Annotated in this window: 16 protein-coding genes; 11 read left to right on the top strand and 5 right to left on the bottom strand. The window is 69.2% G+C overall.

Annotated elements, in window-relative coordinates; all coding sequences use genetic code 11:
- Positions 1–37 precede the first annotated feature (37 nt).
- From manD to RD110_RS13190, 5 genes are all read left to right on the top strand, one after another.
- The gene (manD, locus tag RD110_RS13210; protein ID WP_076199911.1) at positions 38–1,252 is read left to right on the top strand and encodes a D-mannonate dehydratase ManD; all 1,215 of its coding nucleotides are present in this window, start codon (positions 38–40) and stop codon (positions 1,250–1,252) included.
- Between the two features lie 275 nt (positions 1,253–1,527).
- The gene (locus RD110_RS13205; protein ID WP_076199910.1) at positions 1,528–2,466 is read left to right on the top strand and encodes a sugar kinase; all 939 of its coding nucleotides are present in this window, start codon (positions 1,528–1,530) and stop codon (positions 2,464–2,466) included.
- Entirely contained in the window at positions 2,463–3,401 is a 939-nt protein-coding gene (locus tag RD110_RS13200) for a 2-dehydro-3-deoxygalactonokinase (RefSeq protein WP_204250062.1), read from the top strand. The genes RD110_RS13205 and RD110_RS13200 overlap by 4 nt, the downstream gene beginning before the upstream one ends.
- Before the next feature lie 11 nt (positions 3,402–3,412).
- Positions 3,413–4,051, top strand: coding sequence for a 2-dehydro-3-deoxy-6-phosphogalactonate aldolase (locus RD110_RS13195; protein ID WP_076204934.1), 639 nt, complete (start codon positions 3,413–3,415; stop codon positions 4,049–4,051).
- Positions 4,052–4,064: 13 nt separating this feature from the next.
- Positions 4,065–4,853, top strand: a complete 789-nt coding sequence (locus RD110_RS13190; RefSeq protein ID WP_076199909.1) for an SDR family NAD(P)-dependent oxidoreductase — start codon at positions 4,065–4,067, stop codon at positions 4,851–4,853.
- 15 nt (positions 4,854–4,868) lie between these two features.
- Here the strand turns inward: RD110_RS13190 and RD110_RS13185 are convergent, their stop codons facing one another.
- Positions 4,869–9,065, bottom strand: coding sequence for an EAL domain-containing protein (locus RD110_RS13185; RefSeq protein ID WP_083686255.1), 4,197 nt, complete (start codon positions 9,063–9,065; stop codon positions 4,869–4,871).
- Positions 9,066–9,236: 171 nt separating this feature from the next.
- Between RD110_RS13185 and RD110_RS13180 the strand changes: the two genes are divergently transcribed.
- The 5 genes from RD110_RS13180 to RD110_RS13160 all read left to right on the top strand — a co-directional run bounded on the left by RD110_RS13180 (position 9,237) and on the right by RD110_RS13160 (position 18,604).
- A complete protein-coding gene (locus RD110_RS13180) occupies positions 9,237–9,794 on the top strand; it encodes a PaaI family thioesterase (protein ID WP_076199907.1) in 558 nt (185 codons plus the stop codon).
- A 66-nt stretch (positions 9,795–9,860) separates the two neighbouring features.
- Positions 9,861–10,271, top strand: a complete 411-nt coding sequence (gene gloA / locus RD110_RS13175; RefSeq protein WP_076199906.1) for a lactoylglutathione lyase — start codon at positions 9,861–9,863, stop codon at positions 10,269–10,271.
- A 155-nt stretch (positions 10,272–10,426) separates the two neighbouring features.
- On the top strand, positions 10,427–11,380 hold the full coding sequence (locus RD110_RS13170; protein ID WP_076204928.1) for a caspase family protein: 954 nt from the start codon (positions 10,427–10,429) through the stop codon (positions 11,378–11,380).
- A 59-nt stretch (positions 11,381–11,439) separates the two neighbouring features.
- Positions 11,440–16,968 carry a DUF7379 domain-containing protein gene (locus RD110_RS13165; protein ID WP_076199905.1) on the top strand — a complete coding sequence of 1,843 codons (5,529 nt, stop codon included), beginning with the start codon at positions 11,440–11,442 and terminating at the stop codon, positions 16,966–16,968.
- 4 nt (positions 16,969–16,972) lie between these two features.
- Entirely contained in the window at positions 16,973–18,604 is a 1,632-nt protein-coding gene (locus RD110_RS13160; protein ID WP_076199904.1) for a TIR domain-containing protein, read from the top strand.
- Between the two features lie 18 nt (positions 18,605–18,622).
- Here the strand turns inward: RD110_RS13160 and eda are convergent, their stop codons facing one another.
- The 3 genes from eda to RD110_RS13145 form a co-directional block, all read right to left on the bottom strand.
- On the bottom strand, positions 18,623–19,288 hold the full coding sequence (eda, locus tag RD110_RS13155) for a bifunctional 4-hydroxy-2-oxoglutarate aldolase/2-dehydro-3-deoxy-phosphogluconate aldolase (protein ID WP_076199903.1): 666 nt from the start codon (positions 19,286–19,288) through the stop codon (positions 18,623–18,625).
- Complete coding sequence (gene edd / locus RD110_RS13150; RefSeq protein WP_076199902.1) at positions 19,279–21,096, bottom strand: phosphogluconate dehydratase; 1,818 nt, start codon at positions 21,094–21,096, stop codon at positions 19,279–19,281. The genes eda and edd overlap by 10 nt, the downstream gene beginning before the upstream one ends.
- Positions 21,097–21,258: 162 nt before the next feature.
- Positions 21,259–21,768 (bottom strand): OmpA family protein, encoded by a 510-nt coding sequence (locus RD110_RS13145; RefSeq protein WP_076199901.1) that lies wholly within the window; start codon positions 21,766–21,768, stop codon positions 21,259–21,261.
- A 44-nt stretch (positions 21,769–21,812) separates the two neighbouring features.
- Between RD110_RS13145 and RD110_RS13140 the strand changes: the two genes are divergently transcribed.
- A complete protein-coding gene (locus RD110_RS13140) occupies positions 21,813–22,460 on the top strand; it encodes a gamma-glutamylcyclotransferase (protein ID WP_157900176.1) in 648 nt (215 codons plus the stop codon).
- Positions 22,461–22,470: 10 nt separating this feature from the next.
- Here the strand turns inward: RD110_RS13140 and RD110_RS13135 are convergent, their stop codons facing one another.
- A complete protein-coding gene (locus RD110_RS13135; protein WP_239467232.1) occupies positions 22,471–23,028 on the bottom strand; it encodes a nucleotidyltransferase family protein in 558 nt (185 codons plus the stop codon).
- Positions 23,029–23,053: the final 25 nt, after the last annotated feature.

Genomic DNA, 23,053 nt, shown 5'->3' with positions numbered 1-23,053 from the left:
AACGGCCCGTACCCTGCATCCCCTACCCCGGATCCCCATGAAAATCACCAACGCCCGCGTCATCGTCTGCAGCCCCGGCCGCAACTTCGTCACGCTGAAAATCGAGACCGACGAAGGCCTCACCGGTATCGGCGACGCCACCCTCAATGGCCGAGAACTCGCCGTGGCCGCCTACCTCACGGAACATGTCGTCCCCTGCCTCATCGGCCGTGACGCGCACCAGATCGAAGACATCTGGCAGTACCTGTACAAGGGCGCCTACTGGCGCCGCGGCCCGGTGACGATGAGCGCCATCGCGGCGGTGGATACTGCGTTGTGGGACATCAAGGCCAAGGCCGCGAACATGCCGCTGTACCAGTTGCTCGGCGGCAAGAGCCGCACCGGCGTGATGGTGTATGGCCACGCCAACGGCAGCGACATCGAGCACACGGTGGACGAGGTGCTGCGTTACGCCGACATGGGCTACAAGGCGATCCGCGCGCAAAGCGGCGTGCCGGGCCTGGACAAGGTCTACGGTATCGGCCAGGCCGGCGCCAAGGTCTACGACCCGGCCGATGCCAGCCTGCCCGGCGAACACGACTGGTCCACCGAAAAATACCTGCAGTTCGCACCCAAGCTGTTCGAGCGTGTGCGCGAAAAACTCGGCTTCGAACACCACCTGTTGCACGACGTGCACCACCGGCTGACGCCGATCGAAGCCGCGCGCCTGGGCAAATCGCTCGAGCCCTACAACCTGTTCTGGATCGAGGACCCGACGCCCGCCGAAAACCAGGACGCCTTCAAGCTCATCCGCCAGCACACCACCACGCCGATCGCGGTGGGCGAAATCTTCAACAGCATCTGGGACTGCAAGGATTTGATCCAGAACCAGTTGATCGACTACATCCGCGCCACGGTGGTGCATGCCGGCGGCATCACCCACCTGCGCCGCATCGCCGACCTGGCGTCGATGCACCAGGTGCGCACCGGCTGCCACGGCGCCACCGATCTCTCGCCGGTGTGCATGGGTGCGGCCCTGCACTTCGACATGTGGGTGCCGAATTTCGGCATCCAGGAATACATGAAGCACACCGAGGAAACCGACGCGGTGTTTCCCCATGCCTACACCTTCGAACAGGGCATGCTCCACCCCGGTGACGCGATCGGCCACGGCGTGGACATCGACGAGAAGCTGGCCGCCAAGTACCCGTACGAGCGCAAATACCTGCCGGTGAACCGGCTGCAGCACGACGGGACGCTATGGAACTGGTGACCGGGCACACCCCCAGGTTGCGCACTGCGTGTCGCGCCCACCCCTCCTTCGACAGGCTCAGGACAGGCTTGCAGGGGGCAACGCTGGCGGCCCGGCGGAGCCGGTTCCGCGGCGTTCTGGAATAAGACGGGGCGCGCCGTTACCGTTGTTCTGCCGCTCCCCCCGCCGTTCGTGCTGAGCTTGTCGAAGCACTTTTGACGGGAAGGTTCCGAATCGGGGCGCGGGTGTAATAGCATTCCGGTTGTTCCATCCACGCTCCAACACCTTTTCCGTCCATGAACAAAACAATTGACGTCGTCGCCCTCGGTGAGGCGATGGTCGAATTCAACCAGACGCATCCCGGCCAGCCGCAGTACCTGCAGGGCTTCGGCGGCGACACCAGCAACGCCGTCATTGCCGCAGCGCGGGCCGGCGTGAAGACCGCTTATCTGACGCGTGTGGGCGCCGACACCTTCGGCAATGCGCTCATCGACCTGTGGGCCGGTGAAAACGTGAGCACGGCGCTGGTCGAACGCGACGCGGCCCATCCGACCGGCATCTATTTCGTGACCCACGGCCAGAACGGTCACGAATTCAGCTACCTGCGTGCCGGCTCGGCCGCCAGCCGCATGACACCGCAGTGGCTGCAGGCCGGCGTGGCCGACACCATTGCCGCCGCGCGCGTGCTGCATCTGTCGGGCATCTCGCTGGCGATTTCACCGAACGCCTGCGACACCGCCTTCGCCGCCATGCGGGTCGCGCGCGAAGCCGGCACGCTGGTTTCGTTCGACTCCAACCTGCGCCTCAAGCTGTGGCCGCTGGACCGCGCGCGCGCCTGCATGGCCCTGGCCGTGTCGCTGTGCGACGTGTTCCTTCCCAGCCTGGAGGACGTGACGGCGCTGGTGGGCATCAGCGACCCGGACGAGGTGGCCGACTGGGGCCATTCGCTCGGCGCACCCACCGTGGTGCTCAAGCTCGGCCCCGAAGGCGCGCTGATCAGCCAGGGCATCGGCGCGGCGAACAAGCGCGAACGCATTCCGGGCCACAAGGTCCAGCTGGTCGATGCCACCGGCGCCGGCGACTGCTTCTGCGGCAACCTGCTCGCGCAACTGGCCAAGGGCACGCCGGTCGTGCAGGCCGCGCGTTATGCCAATGCGGCCGCAGCCATCGCCGTGCAAGGCTTCGGCGCCGTGGCACCGCTGCCACGCCAGGCCGAGGTCGAGGCCATGCTGTGAGCGCGTCGGCATCGCTGGTCGCGGTCGACTGGGGCACGTCTTCGCTGCGCGGTGCGCTGCTCGATGCCGACGGCGCGGTCATCGAGGAAAGGCCGTTCTCCCGCGGCATCATGACGGTGGCGCCAGGTGAGTTCCCGGCGGTGTTCGAGGCATGTTTCGGCGACTGGCTGGCGCGCAGCAGCGGCCTGTGCCTGGTCTCGGGCATGGCCGGCAGCCGCCAGGGCTGGATGGAAGCGCCCTACTGCGCCTGCCCGGCCGGCTTCGCCGAGGTCGCGGACCAACTCGCCTGGATCGCGGCGCCGCCCAGGGGCTGGCGCATCGCCATGGTGCCGGGCCTGAGCTGCGAGCACACCTGCGCAGGCTTGCCTGCCGTGCCCGACGTGATGCGCGGCGAAGAGGTACAGATCTTCGGCGCCATGCAGCTCGCGGGTTTGCGCGACGGCATCTTCGTGCTGCCCGGCACCCACAGCAAATGGGCGACCGTGCAGCACGGCCGCATCACCGGCTTCAGGACCTTCATGACCGGCGAGGTCTATGCGCTGCTGAGCCAGCATTCGATCCTGTCCCGGACCATCGCCGCCGACGCGCCGTTCGACGATGCCGCCTTTGCCCAGGGACTGGCCCAGGCGCAAGGCCAGGACCAAGGCAACAGCGGGCTGCTGCACCATGCGTTCAGCGCCCGCACGCTGTCGTTGTTCGGCCGCATGGAGGCCGGGCCGCTCGCCAGTTATCTCTCGGGCCTGGTGATCGGCGAGGAACTGCGCGCCAACACCGCCTCGACGCTGCACGCCAACACCGAGGTCGTGCTGATCGGCTCGGCCAACCTCACGCGCCGTTACGCGCAGGCGCTCGGCCACCAAGGCGTCGCCAGCCGCGCACTCGGCTCCGAAGCCACCTGGGCTGGCCTCCGCGCCCTGGCCCAAGCCATCACCTAGGATTGAAAAACATGTCACCCATCGAAAAATTCGCAGGCAACTTCAAAACACTGCCGCTGGTCGCGATCCTGCGCGGCCTGACGCCCGAGGAGGCGCCAGCCGTTGGCGAAGCCCTCGTCGGCGCAGGCATTCTGTTGCTCGAAGTGCCGCTGAACTCGCCGCGCCCGCTGGAAAGCATCGGCCTGCTGGCCGCGAAATACCCGCAGGCGCTGGTCGGCGCCGGCACGGTGCTGACGCCGGCGCAGGTGCGCGAAGTGCATGCCGCCGGTGGCGAACTCATCGTCTCGCCCAATTTCAATGCCGAGGTGATCCAGGAGGCGGTCAAGCTCGGCATGGTCTGCCTGCCGGGCATCTTCACGCCGACCGAAGCCTTCGGCGCGCTCGCCGCGGGCGCCCACGGCCTGAAGCTGTTTCCGGCGGAAATGGCCTCGCCCGGCGCGGCCAAGGCGCTGCTGGCGGTGTTGCCCAGGGGCACGCTGCTGCTGCCGGTCGGTGGTGTCACCCCCGGCAACATGGCGAGCTGGAAGGCCGCGGGCGCGCATGGCTTCGGCATCGGGTCGGCGCTGTACAAGCCCGGCAAGTCCGCGGCCGCCGTCGGCCAGGATGCTTCAGAATTCGTAGCAGCCTACGCAGGCACCATCAGCGCCTGAGGCCAAAAACACCATGAACACAGCTTTGAACAACACCGCCATCACGCTCGGCCTCGCCGGCAAGAGCGTCATCGTCACCGGCGCCGCGCGCGGCATCGGAGAAGCCTGCGCGCGGCGTTTCGCGCGCGAAGGCGCCAAGGTCGTGCTGGCCGACGTGCTCGATGCCGAGGGCCGGGCGCTGGCCGCGGAACTCGGTGGCATCTATGTGCATTGCGACGTGGGCGACAAGGCCCAGGTCGATGCGCTGGTGGCGCGCACGCTTGAGGCGCACGGCCGCATCGACATCCTGGTCAACAACGCCGGGATCTTCCGCGCGGCCGATTTCCTCGACGTGACCGAGGAAGACTTCGATGCCGTGCTGCGCGTCAACGTCAAGGGTTCGTTCCTGCTCGGCCAGGCCGCGGCGCGGGTGATGGCCCAGGCCGGCGGCGGCAACATCGTCAACATGAGCTCGGTCAACGGCGTGCTGGCCATCCCCAACATCGCCAGCTACAACGTGAGCAAGGGCGGCATCAACCAGCTCACGCGGGTGATGGCGCTGGCCCTGGCCGACAAGAACATCCGTGTCAACGCCGTGGCGCCCGGCACCATCGCCACCGAACTCGCCGCCAAGGCCGTGCTGACCAGCGAGGAAGCCAAGGCCAAGATCATGATGCGCACGCCGATGAAACGCCTGGGCGAGCCCAGCGAGATCGCCGAAGTCGTGGCCTGGCTGGCCAGCGACGGCGCGAGCTACATCACCGGCGAGATCGTGGTGGTGGACGGCGGGCGCATGACGCTGAACTACACCGTGCCGGTGTAGTCCGCCCGCACACGATCAGTCCGGCACCACCGACGGGCGCGCCAAAGTCTGCGCCGGTGCCGGCCGGCCGAAGAAATAACCCTGGAAGCCATCGCAGCCGATCTGGGCGAGGAAATCGCGGTGCTCGGCGGTCTCGACGCCTTCGGCAATCACCCGCAACCCCAGGCTCTGGCCCAGCGCCACGATGGTGCGGGCGATGACGGCGTCGCTGGCGTCGACGAGCACGTCGCGCACGAAGGACTGGTCGATCTTCAACTGGTCCAGCGGCAGGCGCTTGAGGTAGGACAGCGAGGAATAGCCGGTGCCGAAGTCGTCGAGCGAGAAACCGACGCCTTGTGACTTGATCTGGTTCATCTTGCGGATCACGTCTTCCATGTCGCCCACCAGCATGCTCTCCGTGAGTTCGAGCTTGAGCAGCCGCGGATCGGCGCCGGTGCGGGCGAGCGCCTGGCTCACGTGGTCGACGAAATCGACCTGGGCGAACTGCGAGGCGCTCACGTTCACGGCCATGGTCCAGCGCGCGGTGACCGGATCGGCGGCCCATTCGACGAGTTGCGCGCAGGCGCTGTCGAGCACCCACTGGCCCAGCGGCAGGATCAGCCCGGTCTCCTCGGCCAGGGGAATGAAGTGGCCGGGCGCCACCAGTCCGCGCGACGGATGCTGCCACCGCACCAAGGCCTCGGCGCCCAGGGTGTCTCCGCGGCCATCCACCTGGACCTGGTAATACAGCACGAACTCCTTCATGGCCAGGCCGCGACGCAGGTCCTTTTCCAGTGCCTCGTGGGCGGCCACGGCCGCCTGCATTTCGGGATCGAAGAAGCGTGCATTGTTGCGGCCGGCGGCCTTGGCCTGGTACATGGCCAGGTCCGCCTTCTTCAGCAGCTCGTCCACACCGTCATGGTCGCTGCCGAACACCACGATGCCGATGCTGGGGGTGCTTTCGTGCTGCTGCTGGCGCAGCGAGAACAGCGGCTTGAAGGCGTCGAGGATCTTCATCGCGGTGACCTCCGCATGGGCCGCCGCCTCCCGCGGCTGGCGGCTCAGGTCTTCCAGCAGCACCACGAACTCGTCGCCGCCCAGGCGCGCCACGGTGTCGCACTCACGCACGCAGCCGCGCAGGCGCTCGGCCGCCTGCTGGAGCAGGATGTCGCCCACGTCATGGCCGCGCGAATCGTTGAGCAGCTTGAAGTGGTCGAGGTCCAGCAGCACCAGGGCGCCGTGCTGGCCGGTGCGGGCCGAACTGGCCATGGCCTGCTTCAACCGGTCCATCAGCAGCCGCCTGTTCGGCAGGCCGGTCAACAGGTCGAAGAAGGCCAGGCGCCGGATTTCCTCCATGGCCTCGCGCTCGCGGGTGATGTCGCGCACCACCCCGATGAAGGCGTTGTCGCGGCCCTCGCCGTTGCTCGACACGGTGAGGCTCATTGGGAACACGCTGCCATCCTGGCGCCGGCCTTCGTATTCGCGCGCGCCGTCGGTGATCTGCAGCGTTCCGGTGCCGAGTTGTTGCAGCAACCGGGCACCGTCGGATTGCGGGGCCGGTGCGGCCATCAGCATGGTCAGGTTGTGGCCGAACGCCTCTTCCGGCGCATAGCCGAAGATCGCGCTTGCGGCCTTGTTGAAGGAGTCGATGCGTCCTTGCGCATCCACGGTGATCACACCGTCGCTCATGTTGTCCAGGATCGCCTGGGTGCGGCTGGACGCGGCGCGCAGTTCGTCTTCGGCGTGCCGGCGCTCGGTGATGTCGTGGAACGCGCCGCGCAGGCGCACGATGTGGTCATCTTCGCGCACGGCGAAGCCCTGGCTGCGCACCCAGATGTGGCGGCCCTTGGCTGTGGTCATCGGCCACTCCATGTCCCACGGGTGGCCCTCGTCGACGGCGGCCTGCACGGCAGCGCGCACCACAACCTGCCATTCGGGGGTATAGAACGCCAGTGCCTGGTCCAGGCTGGGCGAGAACGGCGGCTCGACCTCGTGGATGCGGCAGGTCTCCCGCGAAAAATACACCTGCCCGCTGCGCAGGTCGAGTTCCCAGCCGCCGACCTTGGCGGTTTCCCCGGTCCGCTCGAGCAGTTCGGCCGTCTGCTCCAGCGCCCGCGCGACGCGGTAGGCCTCGGTCACGTCGCTGAACACCATCACCACGCCGACGATGCGGCCCTGGCCGTCGCGTATCGGCGCGCCGCGGTCGGAAATCTGGTACTGCCTGCCATCGCGCGACAGCAGCGTCGTGTGGTTGGCCAGGCCGACGACCTCGCCGCGACTGAGCACCAGCTCCGCCGGATTGGTGACGGGCTCACCCGTCTGCGCGTTGACGATGCGAAACACTTCCGCCAGGGGCAGGCCCTGCGCTTCTGCCAGGGTCCAGCCGGTCAGACGTTCGGCGGTCGGGTTCATGCGGGTCACGCGGCCCAGCGTGTCGGTGGCGATCACCGCGTCGCCGATCGACTGCAGCGTGATCGCCAGGCTCTCTTCGCTCAGGCGCAGTTCTTCCGCCGCCCGCCGGCGCTCGCTCACGTCGCGGAAATACACCGTGACACCTTCGGGCGATGGGTACAGGCGCACCTCGAACCATCGGTCGAAGGGGGCGAAATAGTCTTCCAGCTGGGCTGGTTGCTGGTCGGCGATCGCCTGCGCCATCCGGTGGTAGGTGCCGTGGTCACTCAGTCCGGGAAACACGGTGTCGATGCGCTGGCCGATCAGCTCGGCCGGCGCGCGGCCCAGCAAGGCCGCGGCGGCCGGGTTGATGTACGTGTAGCGCAGTGTGCGGTCCAGCGCCACGAAGGCGTCGGTGATGCGCTCGAAAATGCTGAGCCGCTCCTGCTCGGCCCGCTTGCGCTGGTCGATGTCCATGCGCACGCCCACCAGCCGCTGTACCTCGCCGCTGGCGTTGCGGCTCAGCGCCTTGCCGATCACGCCAATCCAGCGGTAGGTACCGTCGGCGTGGCGCATCCGCGCCTCGTAGCGGTATTCGACCTCGCGCCGGGCGAGCACGTCCGCAACCTTGGCGGCCACCGCCTCCCGGTCCTGCGGATGAAGGCGTTCGATCCAGCGCTCGCGGCTGGTGAAGCCCTCTTCCGGGTCATAACCCAGCATGGTGAAGTACATCGGCGTGGCGTACCAGCGGTCGTTCTCCGCATCCCAGTCCCAGACGCCGATCGAGGCCGCCTCGGTGGCCAGCACCAACCGCTGCGCCATCCGCTGCTGGTCGGCGTCAGCCCGCTGCAGGCGCAGCCAGGCCTTGTAGGCGAAGAAGCAGATCGTCACCACCGTGGCCGAGCCCAGGAGCCACAGCACCAACGCCAGCCATGCCAGCTGCCGCCAGGCCGAGAGCGCGAGCGCGTAGGACTGCCCCACCACCACCACCAGCCCGGGCTGCGTGCTCATCGTGCGGTAGGCATAGACGCGCGTCTGCCCGTCGATCGGGCTGGTTTCCTCGACGCGCCCCTCGGCGCTGCGCGGCAGGTACTGGGTGAACAAGGCGTTCTTGCGAAAGTCCATGGCCATGGCGGCGTCGTCGAACGGACTGCGCATCATCAGTTCGCCACTGCGGCGAAAAAGCGCCACCGAGCCGCCTTCGCCCAGGTCCGCCAACCGCCACAGCCGGTCGAAATAGGGCGGCTCCAACCCGGCCACGACCACACCCTGGAGGCTGCCGTCGGCACCGATCAACGGCCGCGAGATGCCGATCAGCCAGGTGCCGCTGCCTCGGCTGCGCACCGGGCTGCCGATGTGGAGCGTGGTCTGGGGTTGGCTCTGGTAGATCTGGAAATAGCCGCGGTCGGCCAGGCTCAGGCCGATGTTGCCGACGTCCGAGTCGTAGGCGATGCGGCCCTGCGCGTCGAGCACCCACATCGCACGCACGAAGGGCAGATCCTTGATCTGCTCGCGCAGCATGGTCCTGACGGTCGTCTCGCCGAGCGGGCCGGCGGCGCCTTGCTCGGCCAGGCGGCGCGCGGCCAGTTGCAGTTGCTGGTCCACGGTCTGCAGCGTGCGGCTGGTCTGTTCTTCGATCACCTGTGCGAAAGAAGCCGTGAGGCGCTCCGCCGCCTGCACGGCCTCGCCGTGCAAATGGGCCAGCACGCCGCACAACACGGCACCTGACAGCAGGATGAGGCTTGCCGCCAGAACGAACAACCTGCGCCGCACAGCCGGCCCGGTAAGCAAAGCTGCACTTTCCATCAAGCTCGAGGAACCAGAGGACGTTGGAACGTGCATGGACCCGAATCCGTAGCGAGGAGGCCGCCAGTTTAGGGCCTTTTCAAAGGTTTTCGGGGGGTTTTCGGGGTTCGCGACGAGGCCGCCACAGCACCGTCGAAGTCGCCGAATTGTCAGCCGATCCGCCTCGGCCACGCGGACAATGTCCGCACTCGCAACGACGGAGCCCGCATGAACGACCGCCCTACCACCAACACCGACCAGACCGCCGCCTGGCTGGCCGAGGAACTAGACATCCGCACACGCATGGCGGCCGGACCGGGCCCGGGCGTGTCCAGGCCCGAGCAGATCGCCGGCAAGACCGGGCTGGAGGTGCTGCAGGCCATCCTTCGCGCCGAGCTGCCCTACGCCACCATCGCCCAGACGCTCGACTTCCTGCTGGTCGACGTCGGCCCGGGCCGGGCCATCTTCCAGGGCACGCCGGGCGCCGCCCACCTGAACCCGATGGGCACGGTGCACGGCGGCTGGTTCGCCACCCTGCTCGACTCGGCGCTGGGCTGCGCGGTCCACACACTGATGCCGGCCGGCCGGGGCTACACCACGGCCGAGCTCGGCGTCAACATGGTGAAGGCGCTGACGCCCAAGGTGCAGCGCGTGCGCGCCGAAGGCAAGGTCATCCACTGCGGACGCCAGCTCGCCACGGCCGAGGCCCGGCTGGTGGGCGCCGATGGCACGCTCTATGCGCACGCGACCACGACCTGCCTGTTGTTCGAGATGCCGGCACGCTGAGGCGCTGCACGCCGGCGCAATCGTGGCGACAATGCAAGGTCTTGCCACAACCCACGAATCCACGACATGCGCCTTCTCCACACCATGCTGCGCGTTGGCAACCTCCAGCGCTCCATCGATTTCTACACCAAGGTGCTCGGCATGACGCTGCAACGCACCTCCGAGAACCCCGAATACAAGTATTCGCTGGCCTTCGTCGGCTATGGCACCAATCCCGAGCACGCCGAGATCGAACTCACCTACAACTGGGGCGTCGACCGCTACGAGCTCGGCACGGCCTATGGCCACATCGCCCTCGGCGTGCCCGATGCCTATGCGGCCTGCGAGAAGATCAAGGCCGCCGGCGGCGTGGTGACCCGCGAGGCCGGGCCGGTGAAGGGCGGCACCACCGTCATCGCCTTCGTCACCGATCCGGACGGCTACAAGGTCGAGCTCATCCAGCGCGCCGAAGACGCGCCGGGCGGCGGCCTGCGCTGAAGACCGCCACAGGCCGCAGCGCGTCGCAAGGAGTCGCGCGCAGCCGCGCACTTACACCGCCTTACAGGATGGCTGCCGCCTCCCCCTTTTGCGCTTGACAAGGCGCGCCATGGGGGCAGATTATGTTTGCCGTCCCACCCAAGACGGAGAACATCATGGCCCACAAGGAAGAAGGCAAATCACGCCTCGCCAAGACCACGGCGCTGTCGCTGCACATCGGGCTCAATGCGGTCAGCCCCGCGGCCTATAGCGGCTGGAGCGGTGAACTCGCCGCCTGCGAATTCGACGCCAACGACATGGCGGCCATCGCCAGGTCCAAGGGCCTCAAGCCGACGGTGCTGCTGACCAAACAGGCCACGCGCGCGAAGATGCTGGGCGCCATGCGCAGCGCGGCCAAGGCGCTGAAGGCGGGAGACTTCTTCTTCATGAGTTATTCGGGCCACGGCGGGCAGGTGCCGGACGTGAGCGGCGACGAAGCCGACAAGCAGGACGAAACCTGGTGCCTGTACGACGGCCAGCTGATCGACGACGAGCTGTACTTCGAACTCGGCAAATTCAAGGCGGGCGTGCGCATCCTGGTGCTGTCCGACAGCTGCCACAGCGGCACCGTGGTGCGCGAACTGCCGCCGCAGTTCGACACCCTGCCGCACCAGCGTCCCAAGCTCATGCCGCCGGCCGTGGCCATGCGCGTCTACCGCGAGCACCAGGCCTTCTACGACGACTTGCAGAAGGAAGTCGGCAAGGCCGCGGGCAAGGCCATGATCGACCCCGACGCGGCCTTGGCCAACGTCGCCGTGAACGTGGCCACGAGCGGCCGGCTCACCACCATCGCGTCCGCCTTCAAACCCGCGGTGGTGCTGATCTCCGGCTGCCAGGACAACCAGACCTCGATGGACGGCGACCACAACGGGGCCTTCACCGAGCAGCTGCTCAAGGTCTGGAACAACGGCGCGTTCACCGGCAGCTACGCCCTGTTCCAGGCGCGCATCAAGGCCGGCCTGCCGCCCACCCAGTCGCCGAACCTGTTCACCCTGGGCGCAGCGGCGGCTTTCCTCAAGCAAACGCCGTTCACCGTGGAGCCGCCGCCCGAGAAAGTCAAAGCCGCCTGAGCCCCGTCCGAAGGGGGTGACCGGCCCCCTTTCCCGCCAGTCCGCCACAGGAGGCTTCCATGGCCAGCCGAGCGCAGCACGACATCGGGTTCACCGTACCGGGCCAGCCGGTGGCGGCCGCGCGGGGTTCGCCAGGCCCACAGCACCGCGGCCGGGTGAAGCTGTCGGTGCGGATCGGCCCCGGGGCTTCCCGCGACAACGTCCAGAGCCCGCAAGCCGGGGTCACCGCAACCGCCCGCCCCGGCGAAGACGTGGTGGTGCTGGGCCTGACCGACGGCCCGACGCTGGTGCTGCACCCCGAAAACGCCCGCGACCTGTTCCGCGCCCAGACCGAGGGCCTGGTGCGCGGCGCGATGAAGGCCGCCGACCGGCAGCCGGTGCAGGTGACGGCGCAACTGGCCTGGTCGGGCCTGACGCGCGGCGAAGCACCTCAGGCGCGCACAATGATCGGTCAGGCACTGCTGCACGGCTTCGACATCGTCACCGGCCTGCCGGGTGCGGCCGCGGGCCTGGCCGGCGCGGCCATCACGGTCGCGCTGGACGCCCAGGTCGAGACCGGCCTGTATGCCCTGCCGGACGCGCTGTCGCCAGGCGCCCTGCCCGCCTCCCTCAAGGGCAGCGGCCTGCTGTGCGTCCAGCCGCCCCCCGCGGCGGAAGGCCCCTTGCTGGTGCTGCTGCACGGCACCTTCGTCGACACCATCGCCACCTTCGGCCAGATGTGGACGCAACACCCGCAACAGGTGCAGGCGCTGTTCGCCCATTACGCCGGCCAGGTGTACGGCTTCGACCACGCGACGCTGGGACAGAGCCCGATCGCCAATGCACTGGCGTTGGTGCGGACGCTGCCCGACGGCGCACGGTTGCACCTGCTCGCGCATTCGCGCGGCGGGCTGGTCGGCGAGGTGCTGGCCAGGGCCTGCGCGCCGCAGCCGGTGGATGCCGCCGATCTGGCCTTTTTCGAGGGGCCGGCCTACGGACCGCAGCGCAACGATCTGCAACACCTGGTCGAACTGGCGCGGGGCAAACGCATCCGCGTCGAACGCGTGCTGCGCGTGGGTTGCCCCGCGCGCGGCACGCTGCTGGCGTCTAAACGGCTCGACGCCTATCTCTCGGTGCTCAAATGGAGCCTGGAGCTGGCCCATGTGCCGGTGGCGCCGCAACTGGTCGACTTCCTGTACGAGGTGGCGCGCCGTCGCGCCGACCCGGCCGAGCTGCCCGGCCTGGAAGCCATGATGCCCGACAACCCAATGGTGCGCTGGCTCAACCAGACGCCGCTGCCGGTGCCCGGCACGCTGCGCGTGGTCGCGGGCGACACACAGGGCGACAGCCTGGCGACGTGGGTGAAGACCTTGCTGTCCGACGCCTTCTTCTGGACCGACAACGACCTGGTGGTGCAGACGCGGTCCATGTACGGCGGCGTGCCGCGCGCCGACGGTGCCAGCTTCGTACTCGCGCGCGGCGGCCACGTGTCGCACTTCACCTATTTCGCGAACGAAGCTTCGGTGGCGGCCGTGGTGGCGGGTCTGGCCGACAACTCGCCGGCCGGCTTCAAGACCATCGGCCCGCTGTCCTGGGCCGGGCAGGACACCAGAGGCAGCCGCGGCCCGCCCCCGGCCCTGCGTCCGCGTGGTGTCGACGCCGCCAGGCCCGCCGTGTTCCTGCTGCCCGGCATCCTCGGCTCGAACCTCAGGCGCGACGGCGAACGCATCTGGCTGGCCCTGCGTTTCGTCAACGGCTTGAAAAGCCTGGCTTGGGATCCGGCCACGGCCGGCCACGTGGAGGCCGACGGTCCGGTCGGCCAGGTCTACGACCGCCTGATCGCCAGGCTGGCCGAAACACATGAGGTGATCGCGTTCGGCTACGACTGGCGCCGTCCCACCGAAGACGAGGCACGCCGCCTGGCACTGGCGGTCGATGCGGCGCTGGACGCGCGTGCGGCCAGCGGCCAGCCGGTGCGGCTGCTCGCGCATTCCATGGGTGGCCTGCTGGCGCGCACCATGCAGCTCGAACGGCCGGCCACGTGGCAACGCATGATGGCCCACCCCCGGGCCCGGCTGCTGATGCTCGGCACGCCCAACGCGGGATCGTGGTCACCGATGCAGGTCCTCTCGGGCGACGACAACTTCGGCAATGCGCTGGCGGCCTTCGGCGGCCTGTTCGACAACCGCGGCGCGCGCGAGGTGATGGCGGCCATGCCTGGCTTCCTGCAGCTGCAGGCGGCCCTGCTCGATCCAGCGCTGCGACTCGACCTGGCCACCACCTGGCAGCAGCTGGCCGACGACGACCTCGCCCGGCTGCGCGAACGCAGCTTCTGGCACGACGCCAGCCTGCAGCTCACCGCATACCAATGGGGCGCGCCGCCGCAACCCGTGCTCGACCAGGCGGTGGCGCTGCGCCGGCGGCTGGACGCGCAGGCCCTGACGCTTGGCGCCGATGCCGCGAAGATGCTGCTCGTCGCCGGCCATGCCCCGTTCACGCCCGACGGCATCACCATGGGGGCGGACGGCCTGTCCTACCTGGATGCGCCCGGTGGTGGCGACGGCCGTGTCACGCTGGCCAGCGCGCGGCTGCCGGGGGGCGCGGCCTGGCAGGTCGATGCGGCGCATGGCGACCTCCCAGGCGTCGCCGCGGCCTTCCCGGCTTACCTGGAGTTGCTGGAGACGGGCACGACGCAGTTGCTGCCGCGGTTGCCGGACGCCGCACCGGCCACGCGCGGCGCCGTCGATCGGCACGTTCCCAGCCGCCCCTCGCGCGGCACCCAGGCGAGCCAGCCGCCTTCGGACATCGCGGACGTGTTCGGCACGCCGTTGCCAGCCACCCCGTCTCCTCGCCGCGAAGGCGGCCTCGCCGATCCCCCCTTGCGCGTGGCCGTGCTCAACGCCGACCTGCGTTTCGTGCACCAGCCGCTGGTCGTGGGCCACTACCGATCGCTGTTGCTCACCGGCACCGAGGCCGTGGTCGATGCGCTGCTGGGCCGGGCCATGAGCCGTTCGCTCGCCGCCGGCCTGTATCCCGACGCGCCCGGCGCGCAGCAGGTCTTCATCAACCTGCATCGGCCCGCGGACAACCTGCTCGACCTCCCGCGGCCGCACGCCGTGGTGGTGGCCGGCCTGGGCCACGAGGGACGGCTGCGCGCCACCGACCTGGCCTACAGCGTCTGCCAGGCGGTGCTGGCCTATGCGCAGCGCGTGGCGGAACGCTCGGCCACGGAATTCGAGATGGCCGCCACCCTGGTCGGCAGCGGCGGCAGCGGCATCAGCGCCGGCGCCGCCGCCCAGGCCGTGGCCCAGGGCGCGTTCGACGCACGGCGCAAGCTGCGGCAGAACGGCGGACCGGCGTTGCGCCAGCTCATCCTGGTCGAACTCTTTCTCGACCGCGCCAGCGAGGCCTGGCGTTCGCTGCAGGTGCAGGCCACGGCCGCGCCGGGGCAGATCATCGTGGCCGGCCCGGTGCGCCAGGGCACGGGCGCGATGCGCCGTTCGCTCGACGCCAGCTACCGGGGCGCGGCCTACGACCTCATCAGCGCGCTGACCGGCCCGCCCGAGAACGGCCAGCCCACCATCGCCTACACCCTGGACACGCGGCGCGCGCGCACCGAGGTCCGCGCGCTGCAGGCCCAGGGCACGCTGCTGCGCGAATTGGTGCATGCCGCGTCCGACCACACCCGGCACGACGCCCGGATCGGCCGCACCCTGTTCAACCTGCTGGTGCCGGTGGAGATGGAGCCCTTCCTCGGCGGCACCAGCGAAATGATCATCGAGCTCGACGCCGGCACCGCCGTCATCCCCTGGGAATTGCTCGACACCGGCCAGACCGGCGAAGAACGCGGCGGGCACGGCACCGGCGAAGCACTGCCCTGGGCGATCCGCAGCAAGCTGCTGCGCAAGCTGCAGCTGGGCAGCCGGCAGTTCCGCGCCCAGCCGAGCGACGCCACGACCGAGGACCACGTGCTGGTCGTCGGCGAGCCATTGTGCGACGCGCCGTACCCCGCGCTGCCCGGCGCACGGTCCGAGGCACTCGCCGTGGCGGCACGGCTCGGCAGCGGTGCCAATGGCCTGACGGCCGACCGGCTCACGGTGCTGGCCAGCGGCCGCGACGATGCACGCAGCGTGGTCGGTGCCCTGTTCGCCCATCCGTACCGCGCATTGCACCTCGCAGGCCACGGCGCCCTGGCCCAGGCCGGCAACACGGGCGGCATGGTGCTTTCGGGACAGGCCTTTCTCGGTGCCGCCGAGGTCCAGGCCATGCGGGTCGTGCCCGAGCTGGTGTTCCTCAACTGCTGCCATCTCGCCGGTCGCACCGCCGAGACCGCGCTCGCCCCGTTCGACCGCGCGGGCTTCGCGGCCAACATCGCCGAGGCGCTGATCGGCGTCGGCGTCCGTTGCGTGATCGCCGCCGGCTGGGCCGTGGAGGACGGCCCGGCCGAAATCTTCGCCACCACGTTCTACGAGGTGCTGCTGCGCGGCGAACGGTTCATCGACGCCGTGGCCGCCGCGCGCAGCGCCGCCTGGCGCGCCAATCCACAAGGCAGCACCTGGGCCGCCTACCAGTGTTATGGCGATCCTGGCTGGACCTGGCGCCGCAGCGATGCCGGCACCGACACCCCGCGTGCGCCGCCGAGCCTGGCCGAGGAATTCGCCGGCGTGTCCTCGCCGGTGGCGCTGACGCTGGCGCTCGAGAACCTGGTGGTGCGCATGCGTTTCGGCGGTGGCGACCCGGCGCTGCAGCACGGCAAGGTGGCCTTCCTCGCCCAGCGCCACGGCGGCGAGGCCAGCTTGGAGGATGGGCTCGACTGGAGCAGCATGGGTGCCGTGGCCGAATCCTTCGGCTTGGCCTTCGCCGAGGCGCAGGACCTGGACCAGGCCATCGCCTGGTACCGCCGGGCCCTGGCCGCGCACGACGGCAGCGCCTCGCTGCGCGCCGCGGAGCAACTGGGCAACCTGCTCGCGCGGCGCGGCGAACTCAGTGTGGATCTCGACACCGCGCGCAAGGACATCGCCGAGGCCCTGCACCGGCTGCAGCAACTCGCCGCACTGCAGCCCACGCCCGAGCGGCACAACCTGCTCGGCTCGGCCTGCAAGCGGCAGGCCATGGTCGCCAACCGAGAACGCGACACCCAAGCTGAAATCAAGGCCCTGCGCGAGATGGTCAGGCACTACGGCCTGGCCGAAACCACGGCCGCACCGGGAAATGCCGGCTTTTACGCGGCACTCAATGGCATGGCGGGCGCACTTCGGTTGGCCCTGCTCGAAGGCCGGCCGGCCCGGATCGCGGCCGACCGGCTGACGCAGGTCCGCGCCGCGCTCCAGGATGCCGCTGAACGGCGGCCGGATTTCTGGAGCGTGGTCGGCGGCATAGAACTGCGGCTGCTGCAGGCGCTGACCGACCGGACGCTGGTCGAAGCTGCCGATGCGCTACGGCACGACCTGCAGGACCTGAAGACCCGTGTGAGCGCGCCGGCCATGTGGGCCTCGGTGTACGCGCAGGCGCGGTTCGTGCTCGGCCCCTACCGGGCACAGGCCGGAGCGCCGGACGCCAGGGCCGCCGACGACCTGCTGAGCTCGCTGGAGGCCATGGCCGCGGGTTGATGCCATGAGCGACATCGCCGACGTTTTCCTGAGCTACGCCCACGACGACCGGCCCACCGCGCGGCGGCTGGCCGAAGCCCTGCAGGCGCAAGGCGTCAAAGTGTGGTGGGACAGGCATCTGGCCGCCGGCTCGGAATTCGCGCAGGAGATCGAAAGCCGGCTGCAGACCGCGCGGGTGGTGATCGGACTTTGGTCGGCCGAGTCGGTGCGCTCGGCCTTCGTGCGCGACGAATGCGGCCGGGCCCTGCGTGCCGGCAAGCTGCTGCCACTGCGCATCGCGGCCGTCGACCTGCCGCTGGGCTTCGGCCAGAGCCATACGCTCGACCTGATCGACTGGGATGGCGACCTCGACGACGAAGCCTTCAGACAGCTGCTCGACGAAATTCGCCGGCACCTCGGGCAGGCGCAGGCGTCGCGGACCTTCGCGCCTCAGACGCGCGCATGGACCAGGCGTCGGTGGTCGCGCGGCGCCATCGCGCTGGCCGTGGCCCTGCTGACGGCGGGCGGCTGGTGGTCATGGCAGCAGCGCCAATCCGAACTGCAACGGATCGAAGCCGACCGCCATTTCCGCGCCGGGCTCGCGCACCAGTTCGCCAAGGAACCCGCGCTCGTGGGCGCGCTCAACGAATACCTGAGCACGCTGGAACTGCAACCCGGCCACGCGCGCGCACAGTACTACCTGGCACACGTCTACGTGCAGAACGGCCGCCCGGACGACGCGCTTGCCGCATTCAAACGGGCGCTGCTGCTGAAACAGGCGCCGCTGGATGCGAGCCTGCGCGCCGACGCTGAAAAACAGATCAAGGCACTCGCGCCCGACCCGGCCGAAAGCCAGGCCGTGGCCCGCAGGCCGGCCGCTGCGCCAAGCGCCATCGACAGGGTGCCGAAGACCGCCGCCACCAAGCCGCTCACCGTCGCTGCACCACCGCATCCGGCTCCAGAGCCCGCCCGGCTCGCCGCCCTGGCCGACCGGGTCGACGCCATCTTCGGCCGCGACCGGGACCAGCGGGTTTCCGCCACCACCGGCCTGATCGTGGACGCGCCCGCGCTGTCCGACGCGGTACCGCTGGCGCTGGACAAGGCCCTCGGCCTGCTGCAGGCCGGCACGCCGCTGGACAACGCGGCGTCATCGGGCATCGTCAACACCCTGGTGCTGCTGCAGAGTGCAAGCCCCGGTACGCTGACGGTGGAACGCGCCGGCGTGGAAGCCTTGCTCGCGGCCACCCGGCCCCTGGGCGAAACCACGCGCGCGCAGGCGGCTCGCGTGCAACTGCTGCTGAACCAGGCCGCAGATCGGCAGCCTGTGGCCTATCTGCAGATCGCCGACGAAGTTCAGCGTCCGCTGGCCGAAGCCCTTGCCGCCCGGCTGCGCAAGTTTGGCTACCAGGTCCCCGGCATCGAGATGGTGGGCGAGCGCGCGCCGGCGGCCACGGAAGTGCGTGCCCAGGGCAAGAGCGACCAGGGCTTCGCGCGCTGGATTTCGCGTGCGGTCGGCGAACTCGGGGGGCAGCCCGCCCGGCTCAGCACCCTGCGCAATGCCCGGCCGACGACCGACACCTACGAGGTCTGGCTCGGCCGCGGACTGTGTGCGCCGGGCACCCCGGCCGCGCCGGGCTGCAAGGGCACCGTGCAGTGAAACGCCGGGCCGGCGGCGTCAGCCGGGTTTCTTCAGGCCGGCCGTGTCGCGCGCGAGCTGCGTGATGCGGCCCCAGTCGCCAGCCTTGATCGCGTCGGCCGGCACGATCCACGAACCGCCGACACAGACGACGTTGGGCAACGCCAGGAATTCGGGCGCGTTTTGCAGCGTCACGCCGCCGGTGGGGCAGAACTTCACGTCGAAGAACGGGCCGCTCCAGGCCTTGAGCATGGCCGGGCCGCCGGCCTGCATCGCCGGGAAGAACTTGAGTTCGGTGAACCCGTCCTCCTGCGCCATCATGATTTCGCTGCCCGTCGCCACGCCGGGCAGCAAGGCCAGGCCGGCATCACGGCAGGCCTGGCCGACGCCGCGGGTGTAGCCCGGGCTCACGCCGAACAAGGCGCCGGCCTTGGCCGAGGCCTGGGCGTCGGCGGCATTGCGGATGGTGCCGGCACCGACCACGGCTTCGGGCACCTCACGGGCGATGCGCTCGATGCAGGCCAGCGCCTGCGGGGTGCGCAGCGTGACCTCGAGCATGCGGATGCCGCCGGCCACCAGCGCACGCGCCAGTGGCACGGCATGGGCCACGTCGTTCAGCACGATCACCGGGATCACCGGTGCGTCCTGCATCACCTGCAACGCGGTCCAGTGGCTGGCGGCCGTTGTGCTCTTGATTACATCCATGAAAGTGCTCCTTCTTCTGCGGTCTTGGCACTGCGTCGCATGCCGGTGAATAGTTCGCGCCCCATGCCGACCGCATTTGCGGCGCGCTGGGATTCGGGAATGGTGGCGAAGGGGCGCTCTGCCCACACGTCGTCGGCCACCAGGGCCTGGAGTGTGCCAGCCACGGCGTCCAGCCGGACCAGATCGCCGTCCACGATTTTCGCCAGCGGGCCGCCGGCCACGGCTTCGGGCGACACGTGGATCGCGGCCGGCACCTTGCCCGAGGCACCACTCATGCGGCCGTCGGTGACCAGCGCCACCTTGTAGCCCTTGCCCTGCAGCACGGCCAGCGGCGGCGTGAGCTTGTGCAGCTCGGGCATGCCGTTGGCCTGCGGGCCCTGCCAGCGCACCACGCACACCACGTCGCGGTTGAGTTCGCCGGCATTGAAGGCCACATGCAGCGCCTCCTGCGAATCGAAGACCCGCGCTGGCGCCTCGATCACGTGCCGGTCTTCAGGCACGGCCGAGACCTTGATCACGCTGCGGCCCAGGTTGCCCTGCAGCAGCTTCAGGCCGCCGGTGGCGCTGAACGGCGCGCCGGCAGGGCGCACGATGCCCTCGTCCTTCGATGCGCCGGCCACTTCCCAGCGCAGTACATCGCCGACCAGCGCCGGCTCGGCCGTGAATTCGCGCAGGCCGCCGGGGCGCACGGTGATCACGTCTTCGTGCATGAAGCCGGCGTCGAGCAGCTCGCGGATGATGTAGCCGGTGCCGCCCGCGGCCTGGAACTGGTTCACATCGGCACTGCCGTTGGGGTAGACCTTGGCCAGCGTCGGCACCACGTCGGAGAGTGCGCTGAAGTCGTCCCAGTCGATGACGATGCCCGCCGAATGCGCCACGGCCACCCAATGGATCAGGTGGTTCGTCGAGCCGCCGGTGGCCAGCAGCGCCACCATGGCGTTGACGATGGCGCGTTCGTCCACCACGCGGCCGATCGGTGCGAAGCGCTTTTTATAGGTAATGCCGAGCACGGTGCGCGCCGCCTCGCGCGTCAACTCATCGCGCAGCGCACCACCGGGCGCCACGAAGGCCGTGCCGGGCACGTGCAGGCCCATGGCCTCGAGCAGCATCTGGTTGCTGTTGGCCGTGCCGTAGAAGGTGCAGGTGCCGGCCGAGTGGTAGGCCGCGGATTCGGCCTCGAGCAGTTCGGGCCGACCGACCAGGCCCTGCGCCGCCTGCTCGCGGACCTTTGATTTGGCGTTGTTCGACAGGCCGGACGGCATCGGCCCGGCCGGCACGAAGACCGTCGGCAGGTGGCCGAACTGCAGCGCGCCGATCAGCAGGCCCGGCACGATCTTGTCGCACACGCCGAGCATCAGCGCGGCGTCGAACACGTCGTGGCTCAGGGCCACCGCCGTGGCCATGGCGATCACATCGCGGCTGAACAGGCTGAGCTCCATGCCCGGCGTGCCTTGTGTGACGCCGTCGCACATCGCCGGCACACCACCGGCTACCTGGGCCGTGGCGCCGAGCTTGCGCGCCTCGGCCTTGATCAGGTCCGGATAGGCCTGCATCGGCGTGTGCGCGGACAACATGTCGTTGTAGGCCGTGACGATGCCGATGTTGGGCGCCTTCTCGGCCACCACCTTGAACTTGTCGTTCGAAGGCATGCCGGCGAAGGCATGCGCGACGTTGGCGCAGCCCATGCGCTCGGCGCCGGGCTGGCGGCCTGCCATGGCATCGAGGCGAGCCAGGTAGGCAGAGCGGCTCTCGGCGCTGCGGGCACGGATGCGTTCGGTGACCGCCGTAACTGTCTCGTGGAGTTTCATCGCATTTTTGGTAACTTAATTACAACGACGCGATGGTACTCCTGAACCATGACCATGGCGCGGGTTCGGGTTACCAGTGGGTTACCAAAAGCACAAAGGCAGCCGCCGCGCGACCATGAAAAAAGCCCGGCGAACCGGGCTTCGGAGATGGCGCCGACCGGCTCAATGCACCGTGACTTCGACGCGACGGGCTTCAGCATTGCTGCCGCCGGCCTGGGTCTGTTCGGGTTTGCTGAGTTCGAGCTTTTCCTCGGCGGCGCCAAGCGCCTTGATCGCGTCGCGCACCGCGATGGCACGCTGCTTGGAGAGCTCGGCGTTCAGCGCCGCGTCGCCCGTGGCGTCGTGGTAGCCGCTGATCGAAGCCTGCTTGCCGGCGGCGATCGCCTTCACGACTTCGGCCAGGGCCTCGTTCGCGCCGGGCGCCAGATCAGCCTTGCCGCTGGCGAAATAGAAAGTGACCACGCCGTTCTCGACCTTGATGCTGGCGGCTTCCGGGTCGACCACGGCCACGGCAACAGGCACGCTGACGCTCACCACGGCCGGCGGCGCCTTGGTCACGGGACGCGACTTGTAGATGCCTATTCCGATAACGGATGCAACAACCAGCAACAAAATACCGAATACGAGCCCCAAAGCAACGCGCTGGTTGTCATCTTCGTCTTGTGAAAACATAATTTGTACTCCAAAAAAATTTGTCGCGATTGTAGAGTGCTCGCATGACGGAAATTGCCGCCCCCGCCGTTTCGCTTTCTCCCAGCCCCCACCCAGCGGCCGCGGCGGCCCCCGACGGCACGCGGTGCCCACAACGCATGCTGGAACTCGCCAAATTGCGCTGGGGCGGCGAGTCGGACCTGTGGGTGTTCGGCTACGCCTCGCTGATCTGGCGGCCCGAATTCGATTTCATCGAACAGCGCCGTGCCAAGGTGCACGGCTGGCACCGTTCGCTGAAGATGTGGAGCCGCATCAACCGTGGTACGCCGGACTGCCCCGGCCTGGTGTTCGCCCTGCTCTCTGGCGGCAGTTGCCAGGGGGTGGTGTTCCGCATCCCCCGCCATGATGTCGCCGAAGCCCTCCCGCGGCTTTGGCAGCGCGAGATGGCCACCGGCGTTTACGACCCCAAATGGCTGCGCTGCCAGACGGACGAGGGCGCGGTCAGCGCGCTCGCCTTCACGCTGTCCCGGCGCAGTCCGAACTACACGCGGGAACTCACCGAAGCGCAGGTACGGCGGGTGTTCTCCGAATCGTGCGGGCGCTACGGCACCTCGCTGGAATACGCACGCAACACCTTCGACGGCCTGCTGCAGCACAACATCCACGACCGCGCACTGGAGCGGCTGCTCAAACTCTCGCCGACGGCTGGCTGAACGCGCCCGGTCAGCCGTAGGCCGCGAGGCGGCGCGTCAGCAGTTGCTCGGCGGCGCAGAGGTCGTCCACGGTGTCGATGTCGGTGATCACGCCGATGTCGTTCAGCGCCAGGTCGACCACCATGTCCCGCTCGCGCTGGGCCTGCACGATGCGCGCCGCGCCTTCCTTGCCTTCGAGATCGAGCAAGGCGTGCATGCAGCTCGCGTCGAACCCCACCGGATGGCCGCGTTGGCCGTCGCAATGCGGCACCACCACCGGCGCGTGGGTCAGCGCCTGGGCCACGGCCAGCAGGCTCGCCGGGCGCACCAGCGGCAGGTCCGCCGGCAGCATCAGCCAGCCCGGCGCGTGCTGCGTGGCCAGCACCCCCGCGCGGATCGAGTCGCCCATGCCGCGCAGGCCCGGCGCGGCCTTGACCATCCACCACGGCAGTCCGCTGGCCCGCACGGCCGCGAGGGTGTGGTCGCGCACCCGCTTGCCGGCCAGCGGCGCCTCGAGCTTGTGGACCTGTCCACCGGACGCGGCAAACCGCTCGCCGCGGCCCGCCGCCAGCACGATGACGACGGGCAACAGGCGATCCTCGAGGTTCGAGAAG

It is taken from the genome of Rhodoferax koreense, assembly GCF_001955695.1.
GTDB classification, from domain to species: domain Bacteria; phylum Pseudomonadota; class Gammaproteobacteria; order Burkholderiales; family Burkholderiaceae_C; genus Rhodoferax_B; species Rhodoferax_B koreensis.
Note: the sequence above shows the minus strand (reverse complement) of the source record. Positions and strands in the feature narration are given on the sequence as shown.

What these genes read in the sequence shown, in the direction of transcription:
- manD (WP_076199911.1), top strand. Translation starts at nt 38, where the DNA reads ATGAAAATCACCAACGCCCGCGTCATCGTCTGCAGCCCCGGCCGCAAC.
- RD110_RS13205 (WP_076199910.1), top strand. Translation starts at nt 1,528, where the DNA reads ATGAACAAAACAATTGACGTCGTCGCCCTCGGTGAGGCGATGGTCGAA.
- RD110_RS13195 (WP_076204934.1), top strand. Translation starts at nt 3,413, where the DNA reads ATGTCACCCATCGAAAAATTCGCAGGCAACTTCAAAACACTGCCGCTG.
- RD110_RS13190 (WP_076199909.1), top strand. Translation starts at nt 4,065, where the DNA reads ATGAACACAGCTTTGAACAACACCGCCATCACGCTCGGCCTCGCCGGC.
- RD110_RS13185 (WP_083686255.1), bottom strand. Translation starts at nt 9,065, where the DNA reads ATGCACGTTCCAACGTCCTCTGGTTCCTCGAGCTTGATGGAAAGTGCA.
- RD110_RS13180 (WP_076199907.1), top strand. Translation starts at nt 9,237, where the DNA reads ATGAACGACCGCCCTACCACCAACACCGACCAGACCGCCGCCTGGCTG.
- gloA (WP_076199906.1), top strand. Translation starts at nt 9,861, where the DNA reads ATGCGCCTTCTCCACACCATGCTGCGCGTTGGCAACCTCCAGCGCTCC.
- RD110_RS13170 (WP_076204928.1), top strand. Translation starts at nt 10,427, where the DNA reads ATGGCCCACAAGGAAGAAGGCAAATCACGCCTCGCCAAGACCACGGCG.
- RD110_RS13165 (WP_076199905.1), top strand. Translation starts at nt 11,440, where the DNA reads ATGGCCAGCCGAGCGCAGCACGACATCGGGTTCACCGTACCGGGCCAG.
- RD110_RS13160 (WP_076199904.1), top strand. Translation starts at nt 16,973, where the DNA reads ATGAGCGACATCGCCGACGTTTTCCTGAGCTACGCCCACGACGACCGG.
- eda (WP_076199903.1), bottom strand. Translation starts at nt 19,288, where the DNA reads ATGGATGTAATCAAGAGCACAACGGCCGCCAGCCACTGGACCGCGTTG.
- edd (WP_076199902.1), bottom strand. Translation starts at nt 21,096, where the DNA reads ATGAAACTCCACGAGACAGTTACGGCGGTCACCGAACGCATCCGTGCC.
- RD110_RS13145 (WP_076199901.1), bottom strand. Translation starts at nt 21,768, where the DNA reads ATGTTTTCACAAGACGAAGATGACAACCAGCGCGTTGCTTTGGGGCTC.
- RD110_RS13140 (WP_157900176.1), top strand. Translation starts at nt 21,813, where the DNA reads ATGACGGAAATTGCCGCCCCCGCCGTTTCGCTTTCTCCCAGCCCCCAC.